The sequence below is a fragment of the Paenibacillus sp. FSL K6-1122 genome, assembly GCF_037977015.1.
Taxonomy (GTDB): domain Bacteria; phylum Bacillota; class Bacilli; order Paenibacillales; family Paenibacillaceae; genus Paenibacillus; species Paenibacillus amylolyticus.
In genome coordinates, this window is the sequence record NZ_CP150272.1 from 5576816 (window position 1) to 5597475 (window position 20660).

Here is a 20660-nt window from a genome sequence, read left to right on the forward strand (position 1 = left end):
CCCCTTCTTCCTATATTCCACACGGCATTCTGAATTGTATAAACGTATCCTCAGACGGAAACTGCTCCGTTCTGACTTTTTTTCCTTTGAGTACGGCAGTAAGCTGCCGCAGTGTTTCCGGATCGGGTGTTTGATCCCCATCCAGTCGGACAACCACATCTCCATGATCCTGTCCGAAGTTTAAGGTCAGTTTGCGAACCTCTCCCCAAGAAGACCGGCCGCCGCCATATTGATAGGCCCTGATTGCATCCGCAATCGCCCCGGTAAGTGACTCGCCATCCTCGGGAGAGACCAGAGCACTAAGCTGCAACTCATCTTCTATTTCCACATGCAAGTCCAGCGCAATTCCACTGGCGCGAAAAGACTGAAGATAAAATACGAGGGAAGGAATGCCTAATCTGGAGATTCGGCTTTCTTCTGTAACCCGCTCTTTTATTCTTTCCACACATTGCAAGGATTTATCAAGTTTGCCCAGCCGAAGATATCCATATAACACCTGAAGGTCGTTCATCCAGTCGTGTCGATGATGATTTAATGAAGCAATTGCTGTCTTTTCCATGGATTGTATGATGGCTCTGCGTTCCGCCTCCGCCTGTTTCTTCATCGCATTCACAGAAATGAGCAATACTGCGACGGACCACAATGCGCACACGACGCTTGAGATCATCGCCGGATACAACATAACGAAAACCAAAGGAATCAGAAGTGAACATGCCGCAATCCACGGCACTCTTTTCCAAGATTTCATGGCTTCTCCCCGTTCTACAAAACTCGGTTGGTCTACACCCACCGTAACCAAGTATAACATGTCTTTTCTGCCAGTTCATTATCGAATAACCGTTGAATACAAAAAACCTTCGGCAAAAATGCCGAAGGCTCCTTAGGCGGAATGCCGATATTACGCTTCTACTGCTGCTGCTACAGGAGCAACATTAACAGGGTAGATGCTTACTTTTTTGCGATCGCGTCCCCAACGTTCGAATTTTACAACGCCGTCGATTTTCGCGAACAAAGTGTCATCTTTACCGATGCCAACGTTAGTTCCTGGGTGAATTTTCGTTCCGCGTTGGCGAACGAGAATGCTACCACCAGTTACAGTTTGACCATCAGCACGTTTAACACCCAGACGTTGAGCATTACTGTCACGTCCGTTCTTCGTGGAACCTACACCTTTTTTCGATGCGAATAACTGAAGATTTAATTTCAACATGATTGGTTGTCCTCCTTCTTTGCTTATTTGAATTGCTGTATTTTAATATACTTCCCGTATGACTCTGCAATATTAGAGAGCATAACCACCATGGATTCGAGTAACAATTGTACCTGGGACCAGGTTTCCCCTCTCTCTAACAAAGGTAAAGAACCGCTTAAAAAGCCATTCTTCATCTTGGCATCCATTTCGACACCGGTCAATGTTTCAATCGAGTTCACCGTACCCACTGTAACAGCGGATACCCCGGCACATACGATGTCTTCTCCCCGCTTGGCAAAATTAGCATGCCCTTCAATGGAAAAACGTTCGATGTTCCCGTCCTCATCACGAAAGATTTGAACGATAATCACTTATCGCACCTTCTTTACGCTTTGATTGTTTCGATAGTTACTTTAGTGTACGGTTGACGGTGACCTTGCTTCACATGGTAGTTCTTTTTAGGTTTGTATTTGTATACGATAACCTTTTGTCCTTTGCCATGTTTCTCCACTTTAGCCGTTACAGTAGCTCCGGAAATCAATGGTGTACCTGCTGTCAAACCTTGATCGTTAGATACAGCCAGGACACGGTCGAACGTTACGCTTTCGCCATCGTTCGCAGTCAATTTCTCGATGAACAGAACATCGCCCTCTTGGACTTTGTACTGTTTGCCGCCTGTTTCAATAATTGCGTACATTTGCCTTGCACCTCCTCATGTCTCAGACTCGCCCGTTCTCAGGTGACAGTGTCCTTGCGGAACTGTTCTTATACCCGGCCAGTGCGGTTACAGCATGTGCAAGACCATTAGGCTAAACACATACTTGAAGATTATATCACGCAATATATCAAAAATCAATGCAAAGGTGAAATATATCTTTTTCCCGTTCCATGGCAGGAAGAACACGGCTCCACATAGGGCAACGTACTTTCTTCCCGCACTTTCTTACGGGTAAGTTCGAGCAAACCCAGTTTGGTCCAACCCATTACAAATGCTTTGGTCCGATCCTTCTTGAGCTCACCCTCCAAGGTTGCTGCGACTTCATGCCGATTCGAAGCTTCCTCCATATCAATGAAGTCGACAATAATCATGCCACCGATATCCCGCAGGCGCATTAGACGGGCAATCTCCACTGCTGCCTGTATGTTGGTCTCTGTCACGGTCTCTTCCAGACTGTCACCGCCAGCTCCCGTATATTTACCCGTGTTCACATCCACTACAGTCAGAGCTTCGGTATGATCAATAACAATGTATCCGCCTCCGGGCAACCACACTTTCCGAGCAAAATCCTTATTCAACTGTTCCTGCACACCATAGGCAGCAAAGATGGATTCTGTTCCCCTATACACCTGTACTTTGGGTTGATGACCAGGACTAATCTCTTCGAGCAATGCTTTTACCTCACGGGCTTGTCCTTCACTATCAGTGATGACTTCGTCACTCCCTGGCGTATACACATCTCTGATGATTCGCTGTACCATGCTATGATCCCTATGCAAGAGGCTTGGTGAAGGCAAACTGTCCGCTTTTTCACGAATCAGATACCACTGCGCGCGTAATGTTTCCAAGTCCGACTTAATGGCTTCATGCTGCTCTTCTCCAGATACGGTCCGAATAATAAGTCCTTCTTCATCCCGCCTCAGTTGCTCCCCAAGTGCCTTAAGACGGGAACGATCCCCTTCACGGGCAATTTTCTTGGATACCGCTACATAGTCAGCAACAGGCATGTAGACAAGCCAACGGCCCGGGAGTGAATAATGAGTCGTCACCCGGGCTCCCTTGCCTCCTACCGGTTCTTTCAGAACCTGAACAATGACTTCCTGACCCGGACGAAGCAACTCCGAGATGGAAGGCTTCACCTTGGGCTGTTTCTCCAGATGGGGATGCAACACATCGTCCACATAGAGAAACGCATTCTTTTTCTGACCAATATCCACAAAAGCAGCTTGCATACCTGGTAACACATTCACGACCCGTCCCTTGAAAAAGGAACCCAGCAGTCCACGATCACGTGTACGCTCTGCCGTAAATTCCACAGCTTTGCCTTCTTCCAGAAGCGCCATTTGCATGAGGTTATGTTCATTATGTACTATCATTTGTTTCATGGCTTCACCTCTAGAAGACAATTCAAATCATCCACATCCATTTCAGTATCTTTTCAATTCTCATTGTACATATATTAACCCATTTCAGAACAGGTCCACCAGAACACTACAATTTATTACCATTTTGTTGAAAATAGGAACCGATAATCCGTTGCTCAGGCAATACGGCCATAATTCGACCCTGTCTGTTCATCACGTATACCATATGGTATCTTTCTCTCTTTAATAGACGCAAAATAGTGTCCAAAGGTTTCGCCGGGAATGAGATTATTGGCTGCGCCAAACTGCCAGTAGCCGCGTGACGAGCAAACGCACCCTCTCGATTCATCAGAAAACGAATAAAGCGATAGGGCACATTTCGGTAATCCGTTACGTTGGAATAGAACAAAAAAAGGCCGATTAACAGAATGTTGAGCGGTAGGCCGTAGTCTCCAGTAAACCATCGGCTGATAGCATATAAAATAACCCCTACGCTACACAGAATGCTAATTCTGTAAGTCCACATTAATGTTGTGTAGTAGGGTGCCCACAGACTGACAAGTGCCTGAACAATTTTACCTCCGTCCAGAGGAAGTACAGGCAGCAGATTAAAGAGAGCAATGAGCAGGTTCCCCTGAATGATATAGTTGAGAAATACCGGATCGCCCAGATTGCCATACTGTAACAGCATAACCACGCCAACCATCAGGATGTTTTGTAATGGACCAGCGAGAGCAATCATGATTTCCCGGTAGGCCGTGATCGTACCTCCATCTTCAATAACCGCTACTCCTCCAAAAGGAAGCATCTGGATCGACAAGACACGATAGCCCAGAAGTGCCGCTGCCGCAGCATGTCCACATTCATGAATGAATACGATAGCAAACAACGTAATAAGTTCAATAAAATGTCCAGTCAGAAGGGAGGCCATCATGATAATTACAAAAAACGGATGAAACGTAATACGGACTCCCCACACCCTAATCAAGGGCAACAACTTCCGCCGGGTCTACGTACTCCTCCCCCTCTTTGACTGCAAAATAGAGCGTGGCCGGTTGTTCACCACCCGTAGCCTTGAGACTCCCCACTGGATTCCCCGCTTCCACCCAATCATTCACGCTCACTTCACTTTCGTTCAGCCGACCGTATATTGCCGTGACATTGCCTGTATGTTGGATGACAACTGTGAATCCACTTGCTGCATCTCCGATAACCTCCATGACACGCCCAGCATCAGAACTTGCGACCTGTATAAGTTCTGCACCTGCGGCATCCGGAACGATCTCAATTCCCTTCATGCTCAGCGCAAATGGCTGAACCACCGTGCCTGAGATCGGTTTGCCCAGCAACTGCCTTACTTTCAATCCGTTCACAGCATCCGTCGTATGTCCGAGGACCGGAAGAAACGAAGGCGTTCCTCCAAAATGCCGTTCATACCAAGCCGCTGCTGAGGCAAAATCCATATCCCGATGGAGTGCATCCGCAATTACTGTTTTGGGTGATGTCGTCCACGATGTATCCAACTGAAATAGACCCCATACTCCGCCAAATATCAAAGCGCTAATAACCGTCCGTTTGAGAAGTGACTTGAACAGGTTAAATCTCGAATGCCCCCCTGGAACGAAATGACCATTCTCTTTTTTCCACAACCATTCCGGATCTCTTTCCTGTGTCCCCTCACTAGGCGGCGTAAATGGTTTTGGGTGTATGATCTCATTCTTGTCCAACAGTGAACCTAATTTCTGCTCCTGTAAGACCTCCACAGTGGCACCATCCATCAGTCGCCGGATACGTTCTTCTCGTCTCTGCTTGATTCTGAGTTTCGTGTTCATGGAATGTCCTCCCGCCGAGGCTTGTTTACTACATCCTATGAAGAGGTGGTTGATAATATGAACAAGCCTGCCCGCAGGTAACAAAAAAAGCCGGGCTATAAGCCACGGCTGTCATGTAATCAGATAATGAATAAGTCCATTTAAATGAGTTAACCCATTCCCAAGAACTTTTTGAAACGAGTAAAAGCGCCCTTTTTCTGCTCCAGCTGCATCAATGGGACCGTATCTCCCAGAATGCGTCGTGCAATGTTGCGATACGCAATTGCCGCAAGTGAATCCGGATTCATGACCGTAGGTTCTCCTGAATTGGCCGCTTTGATGACCAGTTCATCATCAGGCACGATGCCAATCAGGTCAATATTAAGTACTTGTAAAATACCATCGATATCTAACATGTCACCCGATTTAACCATATTATTACGAATTCGATTCACCACCAGCTTTGGTGATTGAATGTGCGAACTCTCCAGCAGGCCGATGACACGATCCGCATCACGTACTGCAGCATTTTCCGGTGTAGTGACCACGATGGCCTGATCTGCTCCTGCTACCGCATTTTTGAAACCCTGCTCTATGCCGGCTGGGCAATCAATAATGACGTATTCAAAATCTTTTTTCAATTCAAGGATAATATCCCTGACCTGTTCTGGCGACACTGAGTTTTTGTCTCTCGTCTGCGCCGCAGGCAACATGTATAATTCTTCGAAACGCTTGTCTTTGACCAAAGCCTGATTTAGACGGCAGCGGCCGTCCGCAACGTCGCACAGATCGTAAATAATACGGTTTTCGAGTCCCATCACGACATCCAAATTACGAAGGCCGATATCGGTATCTACCAGACAAACCTTTTTGCCGAGCAGCGCCAGCGCTGTCCCGATGTTTGCCGAGGTGGTTGTTTTACCCACGCCGCCTTTACCCGAAGTGATCACGATCGCCTCTCCCATGAGCTACACTCCTTTAAACACATTAAAATCTCGGCGTAACCGAACGATATTGCTCATTTTGTCTATCTGCATCTGATTGTCCTGTAAGTAAGCAAATTCCATTCCGGTCTCTCGGCTCTCCCATTCATCGGGAGGACGACTGATGATATCCGCAATCCGTAGCTGCGTCGGTGCAAATACCGAAGCGGCAATGATCGCTTCCTCGTCCCCGCCAATTCCGGCATGAGCCATACCTCTGAGTGAACCCAACACATATATATCTCCGGTACACGTCACTGTGCCCCCCGGATTGATATCCCCAAGAAACAGGAGATTTCCTTCATGATGAAGCACCTGACCTGAACGCACCATACCACACATGGTTACAATCGGCGGTGGTCCTTTAACCTCCGGTTGGAGTGCAGGTGAGTCGATGGATCGAATAAGCAAATTCCCTTTTTGCTTCAATATATCGAGGATTGCTTCTTTCTGGTCCTCTGTCACTTCGCGGGCACCCAACTTGATATCCACATGAACAATCGGTCCGGTCAAAATATTTTGATGGCTGTGTTCCAGCTTATAGCGGAGCTCATAGAGCAATTCCTCGAATTCACATTGATCGTCCAACAGGAAAACCAGGCCGTCTCGGATGCCTTTAATCGTTACGTGATTCGATTTTACCGTCATAAGCCTGTCCCTCCCATCTCATTACATTTCGTGCCCGGGGCCCCAAGTTCCTGCTTTGCGCTCCATAAATGTATTTAGGAAGCTTCTTCTGTCTTGCTCCGTCTCTTGCCGATCCGCTCCAGTTGTTTCCGAAGCGGGACATAAATGATCAAGGCAAACACAAAATGAATGAACAAATTAGGAATCATGTATTCAATCAACGCCCAATCAAAGGTCACGTGGTTAAGTTGGAAGAGCTTGTACAGGAAAAATAGCATGGTGTCATTAAGCAGACTTCCCAAAATGACAACCGATACCATAACCGGCAGTGGTGCACGTGGTGCTTGAAAAATGAGTCCCATCATATATGCCGATAATCCCATCGAGAATCCATAAGGTCCAATCATCTCGCCGTAGAATACAACGTCATGCAATAGTCCAAAAAATATACCGAGTACTAGTGCCGTGTGACGATGATGATATACAGCGATAAACAAAATTACGATATAGACCAGATTGGCAGAAATACGCATCTGCCAGCCAGAAGGGATGAGCAGTGGCAAAATTGTGCCTTCCGCAATGAACAAAAGGAATAGTAACAGGAACAGAACTTGCTTGCGTGTTACCATTATTCTTTTACCTCAGGCGGGATAATGACAATCAGCTCTTTCCAATCAAGGAAGCTTGCGTATGGTTTGATAATCGCAGTTCGCGTTAAACCGTACTCCCCAACTTCAACCTTTTCCACTTCACCAATCCGCATGTACTTCGGAAAATTGTTAATAATTCCGGAGGAGATAATCTCATCATCCTCTTTGATATTAGAATCCTCCGAGATTTTGGTCATCTTGAGCATGCCCGTCTTCGGATCGTAGCTCTCAATCATACCAAACACTTTCTCTTTACCTACCGCCGTTGCTGCAATGGCATTGGATGTCGGATCATTGGCGTCCATGGACGTTAACAGATTAACCGTTGATGTATATGAGCTGACATGACTGATCACGCCGACCAGCCCTTCCTGGGAGGTAACGGCCATCCCCGGCTTGATTCCCGCATTTTCACCGATATCAATGTTAATGGTTCTGCTATTTGGATCCGAATTGGCACTGATAACCTGAGCAATTCGTGAACCGTAATTATAGCGATTCTTCTGTTCTTCTGTGAAATTGAGCGCTTTCTGAAGTTGCTCATTCACTTGCTCCATATCATTGTACTTCAGCCGATCTCGGGTATAGTGACCCATCGCGATGCGGAGCTCTTCATTCTCTTCATATACCGTACGCATGTTCGCTACATCTTTGAAAAAGCCCGCTACATAGGAAGCGGGCTTGTAAAATACGTATTGTACAAATCCAACTGAATCCTTCAGGAATTTCTCCGGCCAGGATAGAGTGGTTCGCGGACTGAGCGTAAAGCCCATTAACGCGATAAATGTAACAAGGCCCACCAGCAAAACAAAAAGTCTTTTGTTGCCTAGCAGTTTAAACAGTTCGAACACCCTCTAACATCCATATTCTCTTCCGAGCCATGCCCGGCGGGGAGACTGTCAGACCTGTAGTCCCTGCGAGAATATCAGCCGATCCTCCCCTGTTAAGCGGGTAATAGCTCATCCCCGGGGTTAACCGGGTCCTCTATAAAGATATCTTGCCACTTGGTCGCTATGCCAAGTTAGGCAAATACCAATTAACGTTTGGAACGAACTGCCGAACTGCTTCTGCTTTTGAACAAATGAATATTCTCTAGCGCTTTACCTGTTCCGATTGCTACACAATCCAGCGGGTTCTCAGCCACAATGACAGGCATTCCTGTCTCACCAGCGAGAAGCTTGTCCAGGTTGCGAAGCAACGCCCCACCACCTGTAAGAACGATACCCCGATCCATGATATCGGCTGCAAGTTCAGGCGGGCATTTTTCCAGTGTTACTTTTACCGCTTCAACAATTGCATTCACCGTATCAGCCAGCGCTTCACTGATCTCGTCCGAAGTAATCGTAATTGTCTTCGGCAGACCTGTTACAAGGTCACGTCCACGAATTTCCATCGTTTCTACTTGTTCCAATGGCATAGCTGATCCGATGTCCATCTTCAATTGCTCCGATGTACGCTCACCGATCATCAGATTGTATTGACGTTTGATGTACTGGATAACGGATTCATCCATCTCGTCACCTGCTACACGAACCGAACGGCTCGTTACAATACCACCAAGAGAGATAACAGCCACTTCCGTTGTACCACCACCGATATCGACAACCATACTACCCGTTGGTTCCCATACAGGCAGATCTGCACCGATTGCAGCAGCAAAAGGCTCTTCAATTGTATAGGCTTCACGTGCTCCAGCCTGTTTGGTTGCATCTTCAACCGCACGTTGTTCTACTGCCGTGATCCCGGATGGTACACATACCATCACGTTTGGATGACGCTGGAACATAGAGCGTTGTTTTTGCGCCTCACGGATGAAATATTTGATCATCGTTGCTGTTGTATCAAAATCGGCAATAACGCCATCTTTCATTGGACGAATGGCACGAATGTTACCTGGTGTACGTCCAATCATTTTTTTGGCGGCTTCACCTACTGCCTCGATGCTATTTGTATCTGTCCGTATAGCGACAACCGAAGGTTCTCGCACCACAATTCCTTTTCCTCGTACATAAACCAACGTATTTGCTGTCCCCAAGTCAATACCCAAATCTTTCGTAAAACCACCAAACATAACATAATCTCCTTTTCTGCCTCATATAGCCGCTCCATTCTGATCCAGAGCGTAATAATTTTATTCCCACGCAATACGTGGAGCTAATATTCGCATTTGTTTTTTTGCATTTGTAAAGTGAACCTATCTTTTACGGACAACGCCGTTAACATTCATAGGAAAACATCAACGCCAACCATTATATTATACTAAGCCCTTCTCCTTCAAACTTACGTACGTTCCATCTCCGATAATAATATGATCAAGCACGTCAATGCCAACAATAGCGCCTGCTTCAATCAGTCTCTTGGTTATTTGGATATCCTCCGGACTGGGCGTAGGATCACCACTCGGATGGTTGTGTGCGCACACAATCGATGCGCTGCTGCATTTGATGGCAGCCCGGAACACTTCACGTGGATGTACAATCGAAGCGTTAAGGCTGCCCATGGAGAGTGTTTCCTGGGCAATAATATGATTTTTGCTATTCAGAAAGAGACACACAAAATGTTCTTTTTGCAAATAACGCAATTGTTCCATCAGGATATCAGCTGCATCACGCGGTGTACGAATTGAAGTCGACTGTGTAAGTCTGCTTTTGGCAATCCGATGACCCAGCTCAATGCCAGCTTTTAATTGCACAGCCTTGGCATTGCCGATCCCTTTCATCGCGGTCAGTTCTTCCAGACTCAAATCCATCAACGAGCGAATGCCACCCGCTTCGGCCAGAATCCGCTGTGCCATATGCACCGCGGATTCCTGTCTTGTGCCTGTTCGAAGTAAAATTGCCAGCAATTCAGCATGGCTTAAGGCGCCCGCCCCGTATTCCATCATGCGTTCTCTCGGGCGTTCTTCCTGGGGGATGTCGCGCATCATGTATTGAGGCGACTCCATATGTTCCCTCTTTTCATTTCACAACATTTGGCTTCATTCATGTTCGTGGCAACACATGTACGCCGAACCCGTCCAACATATCACTTAGCAAAGATAGCGGCAAGCCAACCACATTAAAGTAACATCCTTCAATGCGGTCGATCAGTGAAGCACCAATGCCCTGAATGGCATATGATCCTGCCTTATCTGAAGGCTCACCTGTCTGCACATAAGCACGGATGGTCGCATCCGACAGCTCTTTCATCGTTACATCGGTCTGGCGGTAATGAACTAACGACTGTCCATTGCCCGCATCAATACAAGCGACACCCGTGAACACCCGATGTACGCGGCCCTGCAGCCTTGATAACATACGTTCAGCATCCGTTTCGTCTAAGGGTTTGCCTAGAATCTCACCATCCAGAACAACAACGGTGTCACTACCAACAATGATGGCTTCCTGCTCGCGGCCTTCAAGCCCGCGATACACGGCAAGCGCCTTGCGCAAAGCAAGTTCCTGTACCGTCTGTTCAGGTGTCCACTCTGGTGGTGTATCTTCATTGGCATGACTTGGTATTACATCAAACGCTAGGTGGAGTGATGCGATCAGTTCTTTGCGCCGAGGCGATGTGGAGGCCAGAATAATAGGGCGCTGTTGTGTGTTATCCAAAATGAACGGCTCCTTATGCCACGGCAACATCCTGTCCGGATCACGATAATAGATGTCACTGGTTTAATTTTTTTCGTCATAACTCGTCATTCTCCTACAGTCTGCGATACAGCCACACAGCGGCAATCATACCGATCAGACTCAGAAGGCTCATTTGAAATTGAAGTGAAATATCATAACTGATAATATCCAGATCAGCCTGTGGCGACCAACGTATGGTCGTGGCTTTCGTAAGAAAGGCTACTGCCTTTACAGGCTGCAGTGCCTTGGCGATCCACGCTCCGGCCATCCAGCCGAGCAGCAGAAACAGCAATAACATGCCGAAGTTTTTTTTCATCGGTAATCTTCCCTCGCCATTTTTTGACACCCACATTATTATACGGGGTTTTGTACGTCAATACAAACACAAATCCGGCAAGGGGAACTATTTCCAGTTCCTTGCCGGATGGGTATTTCCAAGCGTTGTTATGGGAAAGAGCATGTTACTGCTTTATCGCTTCGAGCCATTTTTTCTGCTGCAGTACATATTCCATCAGATCGGACTGCACGGACCACATGTGTACATCATCCGGGTTTTTGTTGTACTCCGCGATAGCCGTAATTGCACTGTTCATTGATTTCTCCATTCCACCAATAATAGGTTGTACATCTGCGGTCAGGCCAGGTGTAAGACTATTCAATCCCGTCAGCCAAGACTCGTGCTTATTTTGAATCGCGGTCATCGTTTCTGTAGAAACTGCTGCCGGAGCAGACTGTCCCAGCTGCTGAATGGACAAAGTAGATAATTGTTCCACCAGTGCAGAACTGTTCGTGAAGAATAGCTGCACATCCTCTTGTTTGCCACCGAATATAGCCGGATTGATCTCAGGGTTCACAATCTCCTTGACATACAGTTCAACTCCCTGGGCTTTTAGCCTGGAGCTAAGTAGCTTGGCCTCTTCACGATCAGCCGAAATGCCTGCATATACTCGATTGCCATCTTCAGGATCAGAACCTGCGGCTATCCCTGCCTGAGCGAGCTCAAGCTTGGCCTGCTCAGCACGTTCAGGAGAACTGAATACACCGTATTGAAGTGCATAATACGTGCTGCCAGTCGTAGCTGTCTGAAGTTGCTGTTCTGTACCTGCAGCCCCCTCCTGACCTGTCACAGTAGAAACTGCCTGATTGACGGGCAGAAGATCGCCTGGCTTCGCGGCTCCTTCTTTATTAAAAAATGAAAGAATAACCATACCAAAAAGCGCTCCGGTAACAAGTGCCCCAGTAACAGAACCAATCATTTTCCATCCCCTTGGAGGGCGATTGCGTTTATAGGAATAGTTCTCCGAATCTGCAAGCCAGTCGTGGCCTTGATCATCATGGGTATTGGACAGATCACGACGCTCTTCCTCTGGATTATCGGTATGATTAACATAACCGTAACCGGAACGGTTCCCAAAATAATGGGCCTCATCCAAGTTCAAGTTCGAATCATGACTCACCCGCTCGTCAGGTTCAGGTACAGCAGAGCTTGTCAGCACCGTCTCTCCCCAGTCTCCGGGGATATCCTCAGGCGTCCATGATGGGGTTGTATCCATCTTAGGCGTTAGCGGTTGATTATGCGGTAATTCTTCACTTAACGTCACCAATGGACTGGACGCGGATATCCTCTTGTTTTCAGGCTTGTCCGACTCATGATCCCCGAAGCGAAACGTCATTCTAGCATTGCTCACCCGTACCCTCTCCTTTGTCCCATTTATATAAGCTATATGCAGAGACTGGAGAATACATTCCATATAACGCAAAAAACGCCTGCTTCGTATCGAAGACAGGCGATTTCTGAATTGATCTATTTCAAACCTTTGGCAAGTGTATCGCCGACTTTCCAAATATCACCTGCGCCCATCGTAATCACAAGATCTCCTGGCTGCAGACGATGCTGCAGATCAGCTACCACTTCTTCTTTTGTAGGAAGGTAACGTGCAGAAGCATTACTGTTTTGAACGATCAGTTCAACCAGTCTGGCTGAGGTTACCCCTTCGATCTGTTTTTCGCCCGCAGGAGAATAGATATCCGTAATAAGCACCTCATCCGCTTCCGCAAAAGCACGACTGAACGCATCCAGCAGGAAGAACGTCCGCGTATAACGCTGTGGCTGGAATACCGCAATAATGCGTTTGCCCGTTGCTTTGGCGGCACTAATGGTAGCTTCAATCTCAGTCGGGTGATGAGCATAATCATCGATGATCAGCATATCGCGCGCCTCACCCAATACCTGGAATCTGCGTTTGGCTCCGTGGAATTGGATGATGGCTGCTACAATCTTCTCAAATGGAATGCCCGCTTCCAAACAGGTAATCACAGTAGCCATTGCATTATAAACGTTATGCTTACCCGGCACTGATAATTCCACCGTGCCCATAGCAGCACCCTGATGATTCATCGTAAAGGAAATACGGCGATCGCCCAGTACAATATCCGTTGCCGTATAATCTGCAGCACGATCAATACCATAGGTTGTAATCCGTGACTTGAGTTCTGGCAAAATCGCTTGAACATTCTCGTCGTCAGAACACACAATCGCTGTTCCTTCCGGACGAATCTGGCTCAGGAACTGCACATAAGCCCTTTTGAGCTCCTCAAAATCACTGTTGTAATTCTCCAGATGATCTGCCTCAATATTGGTTACAATACCGAGCCATGGATGGTACTGCAAAAATGAACCATCGCTCTCGTCCGCTTCAGCGACTACCCAGTCGCCTTGACCGGCCTTCGCGTTGGTACCCACATTCATGATTTCTCCGCCAATAATGTATGTCGGATCTGTATCACATTTATCCATAACAAGTGCAATCATGGATGAAGTGGTTGTTTTACCATGAGCCCCAGCTACAGCCACACCTTTACGTTCGTTCAACAAACGTGCAAGCATCTGGGAACGATGCAGAATCGGAATGTTCAGCTCTGCAGCTGCTACCCGTTCCACATTATCAGCAGGCGCTGCTGTAGAGTAGACAACAAGATCTGCTCCAGTGACGTGCTCTGCCGTATGTCCGATATATATTTTCGCTCCCTTGGCTGCCAACTTCTCGGTCAACTCCTGTGAAGCGACATCCGATCCGGTAACGGTGTATCCCATTTCCAACATAACTCTTGCGATGGCACTCATGCCATATCCGCCAATCCCTATAAAATGAACGTGTTCCGATGTATTTAACAAAACTTTCACCAACCTTTTTCAGAATCGGTTTGATGCAAAAGGGCTGCCCGCACATCTGCAATCAGGTACAGTGTGCCGGAGACCACCCCCAGATCTTCCGCTTCCGTCCGTGACTTCAATAGATCAAGTGCCTTTGCCCATTCGGGCTCGACGATGATTTCCAGTTCCTGCTTCGCAATGGCGGGACGTACCCGTTCGACAATCTGCAGCAATTCGGCTGCATCCATTTTGCGTCGGAAATCTGGCTCGGTCAGGATCAGCGTATCCACTAGTGGCAGTATATGCTGCAAATACGCTTCGTGATGCTTATTTGCCAACATACCCATCATCAAAATTAACTTGTTGTGCGGATAGACATCCATAATGCTCTTGGCCAGTGACTCTGCCCCTTCCGGATTATGTGCTCCATCGAGCACAATTCGGGGTTCATCGACGACTTTTTCGAATCTTCCTGCCCAGAAAGCATTCTCCAGTCCAAGTGCAATATCGTTGTCATCCAGCATAAATGCCATGTATTGTCTAAGCAATTCAAGCACCATAAGTGCGGCCGCTGCATTGTCACATTGATGTGAGCCCTGCATGCGTATGCGAACGTCCAGATCACGGAACGGGCCTGTAAAATGAAAAGATTGTCCGTTCTCATTGCTGTCCAGTCTATGATAAGAGAATTGATCTCCAGCCAAATACACGCTTGATTGAAGCTGCTGTGCTTTCTCCTGAATCACCTTCACAGCTTCGGGTTGAGTCGCGCAAGTCACAACGGGTACTCCCGGCTTGATAATACCTGCCTTTTCTCCAGCAATCTGCTCAATCGTATCTCCAAGTACATCCGTATGATCCATACCAATGTTCGTGATGACGGACACAACAGGTGCGACAATATTCGTTACGTCCATCCTTCCCCCTAGCCCCGTCTCCCATACCACAACGTCAGGGTAACACTCCTCTGCATAGTACAGAAGCGCCAGAGCCGTGGACACCTCAAACATCGTGGGTGATCCAAGCGGAGTGGAGGCCATTTCCATGACCAGTGGATGTAATCGGTTCGAGAGCTTAAGCAGGATTTCTTCAGGAATATCCTCACCGTTGTATTGAAAACGGTTTGTAAACTTGGTGATATAAGGCGACGTAAAGGTACCCACATCATATCCAGCCTGAAGAAGCACTGACGTCAAAAAAGCGCAAGTCGAACCTTTGCCGTTCGTTCCCGCGACATGAATAAATTTGAGACGTTGGTGTGGATTGCCTAACATGGACATCAGACTCTCGATTCGTTCCAATCCAGGTCGGATGCCAAAAGGAATAAGGCCATTGATCCAGTCCACGGCCTCGTTGTACGTAAGTAAAGGAGCTGCTGCATCTGTCCCGTCTAATTCCGTCATCTGATTCACCTTCGGTCCCGAGTTTGAGTGAAAAAAGCGGCCGGATGGCATAATGGCTCTCCATCCGACCCACATATATTAACCTTTAAGTTCCTTGATTCGTGCAATCACTTTATCCCGTTTATTGGAATAATCGGCTTGTTTGGCGCGCTCTTCCTCAATAACTTTGGCAGGAGCTTTGGCTACAAAGCCTTCGTTCGCCAGCTTTTTCTCTACACGGAGAACTTCGCCCTCAAGGTTCTCCAACTCTTTCTCCAAACGAGCCACTTCCTGCTCGATATCAATAAGACCTGCGAGCGGCAAGTATAGTTCTGCCCCCGTAATGATCGCAGTCATTGCCTTATCCGGTGAGTTTAAATCCAGCCCACTATCGAACTCGGACGTATTACAGAAACGTTTGATGTAGTGACTGTTACGTGCAATGATGCTGGACGTCTCCGCACTATTTGCTTTGACCATCAGCTCGATCTTTTTGCTCATCGGCACGTTCACTTCTGCACGAATGTTTCGCACTGCACGAATGGTATCCATGAGCAGGTTCATCTCGGCAACAGCCTCTGGGTTCTCAAGAGCAGGATCATATTCCGGCCATGATGCCAACGTAATGGTCTCACCTTCATGCGGCAGATGCTGCCAGATCTCTTCGGAGATGTATGGCATAAACGGATGAATCAGGCGCATGGTTTGATCCAGCACATAAGCAAGCACGGATTGTGTTTTCTTCTTGGCAACCGGATCTTCCCCATAGAAGGACAGCTTAGCAAACTCAATGTACCAGTCACACAGGTCATCCCAGATAAAGTTATACAACACACGACCCGTTTCCCCAAATTCATACGCTTCGATTAGACGCGTAATATCGCGGGAAGTTTCGTTCAGACGGTGCAAAATCCAATAATCCGCTGTACCAAGCTCTCCGCTGATGTCACGTTCCTCATAGGTGAATCCTTCCAGATTCATCAATGCAAAGCGCGAAGCATTCCAGATCTTGTTGGCAAAGTTACGAGCCTGCTCCACCCGTTCCCAACGGAAACGCAGATCCTGACCTGGCGTGCTGCTGGTTGAGATCATGTAACGCATCGCATCTGCGCCGTATTTCTCAATCACATCTAACGGATCTACACCGTTGCCTAATGATTTGGACATTTTGCGTCCATCTGCGTCACGAACAAGACCATGCATCAGCACATCCTTGAACGGAATCTCATCGGTGAATTCCAATGCAGTGAAGATCATACGTGCAACCCAGAAATATATGATGTCATACCCTGTCACAAGTACACTTGTCGGATAATAACGTTGCAGATCTTCCGTATCTTCCGGCCAGCCCAATGTGGAGAACGGCCATAAGCCGGAGCTAAACCAAGTATCGAGTACGTCTTCGTCCTGTCTGAGCTTGCGTCCAGCATTCTCTGGCAGTGTCGTCGGATCTTCAGCAGATACGATGATTTCACCCGTTTCTTCATCATACCAGGCAGGAATACGATGTCCCCACCACAGTTGACGGGAAATACACCAGTCACGAACGTTCTCGATCCAGTTCAGATAGGTTTTCTCAAAACGATCTGGAACGAAATTAACCCCTTCGCCGCTCTGTTGTTTCTTGATCGCTCTCTCTGCAAGTGGCTTCATCTCAACGAACCACTGTGTAGACAGATACGGCTCAACAACAGCTCCGGTACGCTCACTGTGTCCAACCTGATGCGTGTGATCCTCAATGTTGATCAATACGCCCTGCTCTTTCAAGTCAGCAACAATCTGCTTGCGGCAGTCACTGCGGTCCAGTCCCTGATACTTGCCTGCCTCAGCATTCATTGTGCCGCTCTCATCCATTACCGTAATCTGAGGCAGATCATGACGAAGACCTACTTCAAAGTCATTTGGATCATGCGCAGGCGTGATTTTAACTGCACCACTTCCAAACTCTTTATCCACATAATCATCAGCGATAATTGGAATTTCGCGTCCAATGATAGGCAGTACAAGTACTTTACCAATCATATCTGCATAACGCTCATCTTTCGGATGAACAGCAACCGCTGTATCACCCAGCATCGTTTCAGGACGCGTTGTTGCCACTGTAACGTAGCCACTTCCGTCTTTGAGCGGGTACCGCAGATGGTACAGGTGACCCTGAACCTCTTTATATTCAACCTCAATGTCGGACAGAGCTGTCCGGTTCACCGGGTCCCAGTTAATGATGCGTTTGCCTCGGTAAATAAGGCCTTTTTCATACAGTTGAACAAATACTTTGCGAACCGCTTGGGACAGACCTTCATCCAGCGTAAAACGTTCACGTGAGTAATCAAGCGACAATCCCATTTTGCCCCATTGTTGACGAATGGTAGTGGCATATTGATCTTTCCAGTCCCATACTTTCTCCAGAAACTTGTCACGTCCCAGATCATAACGAGTCAGACCTTCTTCACGCAGCTTCTGCTCCACTTTGGTTTGAGTAGCAATACCTGCATGGTCGGAACCCGGAAGCCACAGTGCGTCATAACCTTGCATCCGTTTGGTGCGGATCAGAATATCCTGCAGTGTAAAATCGAGCGCATGCCCAATGTGCAGCATCCCGGTCACATTTGGGGGTGGAATTACAATTGTATACGGCTCTGCATCTTTACGTTGACCGGCTTTGAAATATCCACGCTCCATCCAGGTGGAGTACCATTTATCCTCTGCCGCCTTAGGATCGTAAGTGGTTGGCATTTCTGTTGCAGCTGATTTTTTTTCCTCAGACATGTGTCATTCCTCCGTTACTTCATCATCTTCGCCAAAAAAACAAAAAAAACCTTTCATCCATCAAAGGACGAAAGGTTAGCTTTCGCGGTACCACCTTTGTTTCACGCCTACAGCAAGATAGACTTCACCCTCTGTACATGACGTGACACTTCAAGCAGATAACGGCTGCTACCGGCCCATCCTACCTCAGAAATAAATGACGATGAATCTCACTCATCCCTTGTATTCAAACAGGCAACTCCCGGGCGACTTCGATCAGTTGGTTCCTGCGGAATCTCACAGCGTTGCAATTCCACTCTCTGAAAGGTCATACTGTCTACTACTCCCGTTCCACGTTGTTCTTCAAAAAACCTACACACATCATACCTTGCTCGTGCGCGATAGTCAACCTGACAACAGCGGATAAAGAGCGCTGGAATGCAGGTTTAGGACGAATCATACAAAAACCCGCAATCCTCAAGGGGATCACGGGTCGTAACGAAGGCTTTAACTACGGATTAAGGGATGTACAATATCTGACCTTCTTCCACAACCTGCTCAGATAATCGGTTATACAACTGAAGTTCCCTCGTGCTCAATTGATATCGATCTGCAATGGCATCCAGTGTATCTTCTCGCTGAACGATGCACAGTTTCACCTTGCGGAATGGGGTCTGGTCCACGATCGTTCCCAGGAACAGGTTCTTCCATTCCACATCATCAGCTGGATACGTTTCTTCCTGTACTACACCCGCAGGAACCTCATCGCCTCGCTCCACTTCAGCATCGCGTGCCGCTCTACCGGAGGATAACAAGGAAGAGATACCTACGCCCTCTTCTTGCCGTGGTGCGGATTCTTTTTTGCTGCCAAAAGCAACCTTCAGCTCCGGCTTGTCTTCCGTCTCAGCCACAGGTTCAGGAACAAATGCTTCGTTCTGTACAAACTCGTCTACCCCAGTCGCTTCAAAAGACGGCCGATCTTCCTCAGCGTTGCCTGGTTCGGACGAAGCAAATACACCTTGCCAGTTCTCCGCCTGTGATTCAACCGGGACATCGGCAACTGCCTGATTCTCCTGCTGAGGTACAGATCTCGCTGATTCGAAGTGCCATACCTCTGGTGCGTCCGGTACATCCTGTGCTGCCAACTCATTAGATGATTGAGCAGTAGGCTCTGAGACTGCTTGATCTGCACTTCTCGAGTTCGGAGGCAATGCATCCACAGAAGGCTCGGACCAACCCGAAGACTCATCTTCCAGAGGCAGCAATGGTTCCGACTCAGGGTAAGAAGCTAATCGATCTGCGGTCTCAGCCATAAATGACGAGATCGGAGAAGGTTCGCTGTATTGCTCATGAGATGCCAATTCATCTCCATTCGCTGTCAGAGATGCGGGATCTTCGTTTGCATCAGGTTGTCTGTTTTCGTTAGCGTACTCCGCACTTTGCTCCTCAGGTTGAAGTGGCTCGGCCGATGACGAATTCGCATATTCCTGCTGCCATTCTTCGCTATTCCTTAATGTCTCTTCCCTTATGGACAGGTCAGCGAATTCCGGAGCACCGTATGCAAGTTCTGCTGCATTCGCAAGTCTCTCTTCCTCACTCCGCTGGAGCAGGTACTCTTGTGCAAATGTGTTGGGGTCGCTGCCTGTCTGTGCTGCTTCATCGGAACGGTTGGATTGCTGAGCATCAGGTGAATGAACAACTGTAAACTCATCAGCTGACCACACTTGTGGCTCTTCAACAGGAAAACCTTCGATACCTCGCAGCGACAACACGCCTGTAATGTTCAGACTGCGATTGGATAACAGATCCACGTCAAAATTTTCGATCTCGATGGAAATATCTTCAATCGATCTGACCCGGTTCAGCGGCACTGTGATCTCCACGGGAATGAAATGTTTGAGCTCCTCTGAAGCCTCATTTTCTCCTCTGTACGCACCTGTAAGTAAAAGATGCCCTCTTAATGTGGCATGATCATCCTGCCCTATGACTTGAATGCGTGGGTATAGTTCAATCTCCTCCAATTCCTCAATCGCAGGAACTCCCTCAGACAAATGAACGCGCTCATAAATATCGAACCGCAAACCATAAGGTTGATTCAACAAAGGTGGCGTCCTCCTTTCGGCATATGTTCACCATGATCCTTCTCATGGGACTGATCCATGGTCCAAATCCTTCGTTACCCCATCTATATGCCTTGAATGAGAGGAGCATGCCACCTTTTGAAAAACCTTGCTATATATGTTCAACTCATGGTTATTTACACTGTCACTCCAATGACAGAACAACCTTCTGATCGCTGTTATCCCCAGATTTTTTTCATTCCTTTTTATAAAGGGAAAATCCGGGGATAGCTTAGGCTTCCGAAGTAGCTTTCTTTCCAGAAAGCTTTTAGGCGAACGCTTTACTTCTTCTGGTTGTTT

20 protein-coding genes and 2 other annotated features are annotated in these 20660 nt (G+C 47.5%); all 20 genes read right to left on the reverse strand.

From position 1 onward, the window contains the following. Window positions 1-10 precede the first annotated feature (10 nt). A complete protein-coding gene (locus NSQ20_RS25000; RefSeq protein ID WP_235193928.1) occupies window positions 11-808 on the reverse strand; it encodes a Spo0B domain-containing protein in 798 nt (265 codons plus the stop codon). Window positions 809-898: 90 nt separating this feature from the next. After that, window positions 899-1210 (reverse strand): 50S ribosomal protein L27, encoded by a 312-nt coding sequence (gene rpmA, locus NSQ20_RS25005; RefSeq protein WP_017692622.1) that lies wholly within the window; start codon window positions 1208-1210, stop codon window positions 899-901. Window positions 1211-1233: 23 nt separating this feature from the next. Next, on the reverse strand, window positions 1234-1563 hold the full coding sequence (locus NSQ20_RS25010; protein WP_036605912.1) for a ribosomal-processing cysteine protease Prp: 330 nt from the start codon (window positions 1561-1563) through the stop codon (window positions 1234-1236). 14 nt (window positions 1564-1577) lie between these two features. Beyond that, window positions 1578-1889 (reverse strand): 50S ribosomal protein L21, encoded by a 312-nt coding sequence (rplU, locus tag NSQ20_RS25015; protein WP_017692620.1) that lies wholly within the window; start codon window positions 1887-1889, stop codon window positions 1578-1580. A 14-nt stretch (window positions 1890-1903) separates the two neighbouring features. Further along, window positions 1904-1988, reverse strand: a sequence feature (ribosomal protein L21 leader region). A gap of 56 nt (window positions 1989-2044) precedes the next feature. Further along, window positions 2045-3295 (reverse strand): Rne/Rng family ribonuclease, encoded by a 1251-nt coding sequence (locus tag NSQ20_RS25020; RefSeq protein ID WP_036605911.1) that lies wholly within the window; start codon window positions 3293-3295, stop codon window positions 2045-2047. A gap of 106 nt (window positions 3296-3401) precedes the next feature. Beyond that, the gene (locus tag NSQ20_RS25025) at window positions 3402-4262 is read right to left on the reverse strand and encodes a M50 family metallopeptidase (protein WP_076329937.1); all 861 of its coding nucleotides are present in this window, start codon (window positions 4260-4262) and stop codon (window positions 3402-3404) included. Then, entirely contained in the window at window positions 4255-5106 is an 852-nt protein-coding gene (locus NSQ20_RS25030) for a M23 family metallopeptidase (protein ID WP_076320302.1), read from the reverse strand. Before NSQ20_RS25030 ends, NSQ20_RS25025 begins: the two co-directional genes overlap by 8 nt. 149 nt (window positions 5107-5255) lie before the next feature. Beyond that, entirely contained in the window at window positions 5256-6050 is a 795-nt protein-coding gene (minD, locus tag NSQ20_RS25035) for a septum site-determining protein MinD (protein ID WP_036605908.1), read from the reverse strand. A gap of 3 nt (window positions 6051-6053) precedes the next feature. Then, the gene (gene minC / locus NSQ20_RS25040) at window positions 6054-6716 is read right to left on the reverse strand and encodes a septum site-determining protein MinC (RefSeq protein WP_017692615.1); all 663 of its coding nucleotides are present in this window, start codon (window positions 6714-6716) and stop codon (window positions 6054-6056) included. Window positions 6717-6790: 74 nt separating this feature from the next. Then, the gene (mreD, locus tag NSQ20_RS25045; protein ID WP_036673543.1) at window positions 6791-7324 is read right to left on the reverse strand and encodes a rod shape-determining protein MreD; all 534 of its coding nucleotides are present in this window, start codon (window positions 7322-7324) and stop codon (window positions 6791-6793) included. Beyond that, window positions 7324-8196 (reverse strand): rod shape-determining protein MreC, encoded by an 873-nt coding sequence (gene mreC / locus NSQ20_RS25050; RefSeq protein WP_076253325.1) that lies wholly within the window; start codon window positions 8194-8196, stop codon window positions 7324-7326. Before mreC ends, mreD begins: the two co-directional genes overlap by 1 nt. 185 nt (window positions 8197-8381) lie before the next feature. After that, entirely contained in the window at window positions 8382-9416 is a 1035-nt protein-coding gene (locus NSQ20_RS25055) for a rod shape-determining protein (protein ID WP_017692612.1), read from the reverse strand. A gap of 183 nt (window positions 9417-9599) precedes the next feature. After that, the gene (gene radC / locus NSQ20_RS25060; RefSeq protein ID WP_036673540.1) at window positions 9600-10289 is read right to left on the reverse strand and encodes a DNA repair protein RadC; all 690 of its coding nucleotides are present in this window, start codon (window positions 10287-10289) and stop codon (window positions 9600-9602) included. 37 nt (window positions 10290-10326) lie between these two features. Further along, the gene (locus tag NSQ20_RS25065; protein WP_340031084.1) at window positions 10327-10938 is read right to left on the reverse strand and encodes a Maf family protein; all 612 of its coding nucleotides are present in this window, start codon (window positions 10936-10938) and stop codon (window positions 10327-10329) included. Between the two features lie 94 nt (window positions 10939-11032). Next, complete coding sequence (locus NSQ20_RS25070) at window positions 11033-11275, reverse strand: DUF4321 domain-containing protein (RefSeq protein WP_047841183.1); 243 nt, start codon at window positions 11273-11275, stop codon at window positions 11033-11035. Between the two features lie 145 nt (window positions 11276-11420). Continuing rightward, on the reverse strand, window positions 11421-12647 hold the full coding sequence (locus tag NSQ20_RS25075; RefSeq protein WP_051449932.1) for an SPOR domain-containing protein: 1227 nt from the start codon (window positions 12645-12647) through the stop codon (window positions 11421-11423). 116 nt (window positions 12648-12763) lie between these two features. Beyond that, window positions 12764-14083, reverse strand: coding sequence for a UDP-N-acetylmuramate--L-alanine ligase (gene murC / locus NSQ20_RS25080; protein WP_047841184.1), 1320 nt, complete (start codon window positions 14081-14083; stop codon window positions 12764-12766). A 56-nt stretch (window positions 14084-14139) separates the two neighbouring features. After that, entirely contained in the window at window positions 14140-15516 is a 1377-nt protein-coding gene (locus NSQ20_RS25085; protein ID WP_036673600.1) for a folylpolyglutamate synthase/dihydrofolate synthase family protein, read from the reverse strand. Between the two features lie 78 nt (window positions 15517-15594). Next, a complete protein-coding gene (locus NSQ20_RS25090) occupies window positions 15595-18261 on the reverse strand; it encodes a valine--tRNA ligase (RefSeq protein WP_340031085.1) in 2667 nt (888 codons plus the stop codon). A gap of 60 nt (window positions 18262-18321) precedes the next feature. Then, window positions 18322-18603, reverse strand: a binding site (T-box leader). A 155-nt stretch (window positions 18604-18758) separates the two neighbouring features. Next, complete coding sequence (locus NSQ20_RS25095; RefSeq protein ID WP_340031086.1) at window positions 18759-20342, reverse strand: LysM peptidoglycan-binding domain-containing protein; 1584 nt, start codon at window positions 20340-20342, stop codon at window positions 18759-18761. Window positions 20343-20660: the final 318 nt, after the last annotated feature.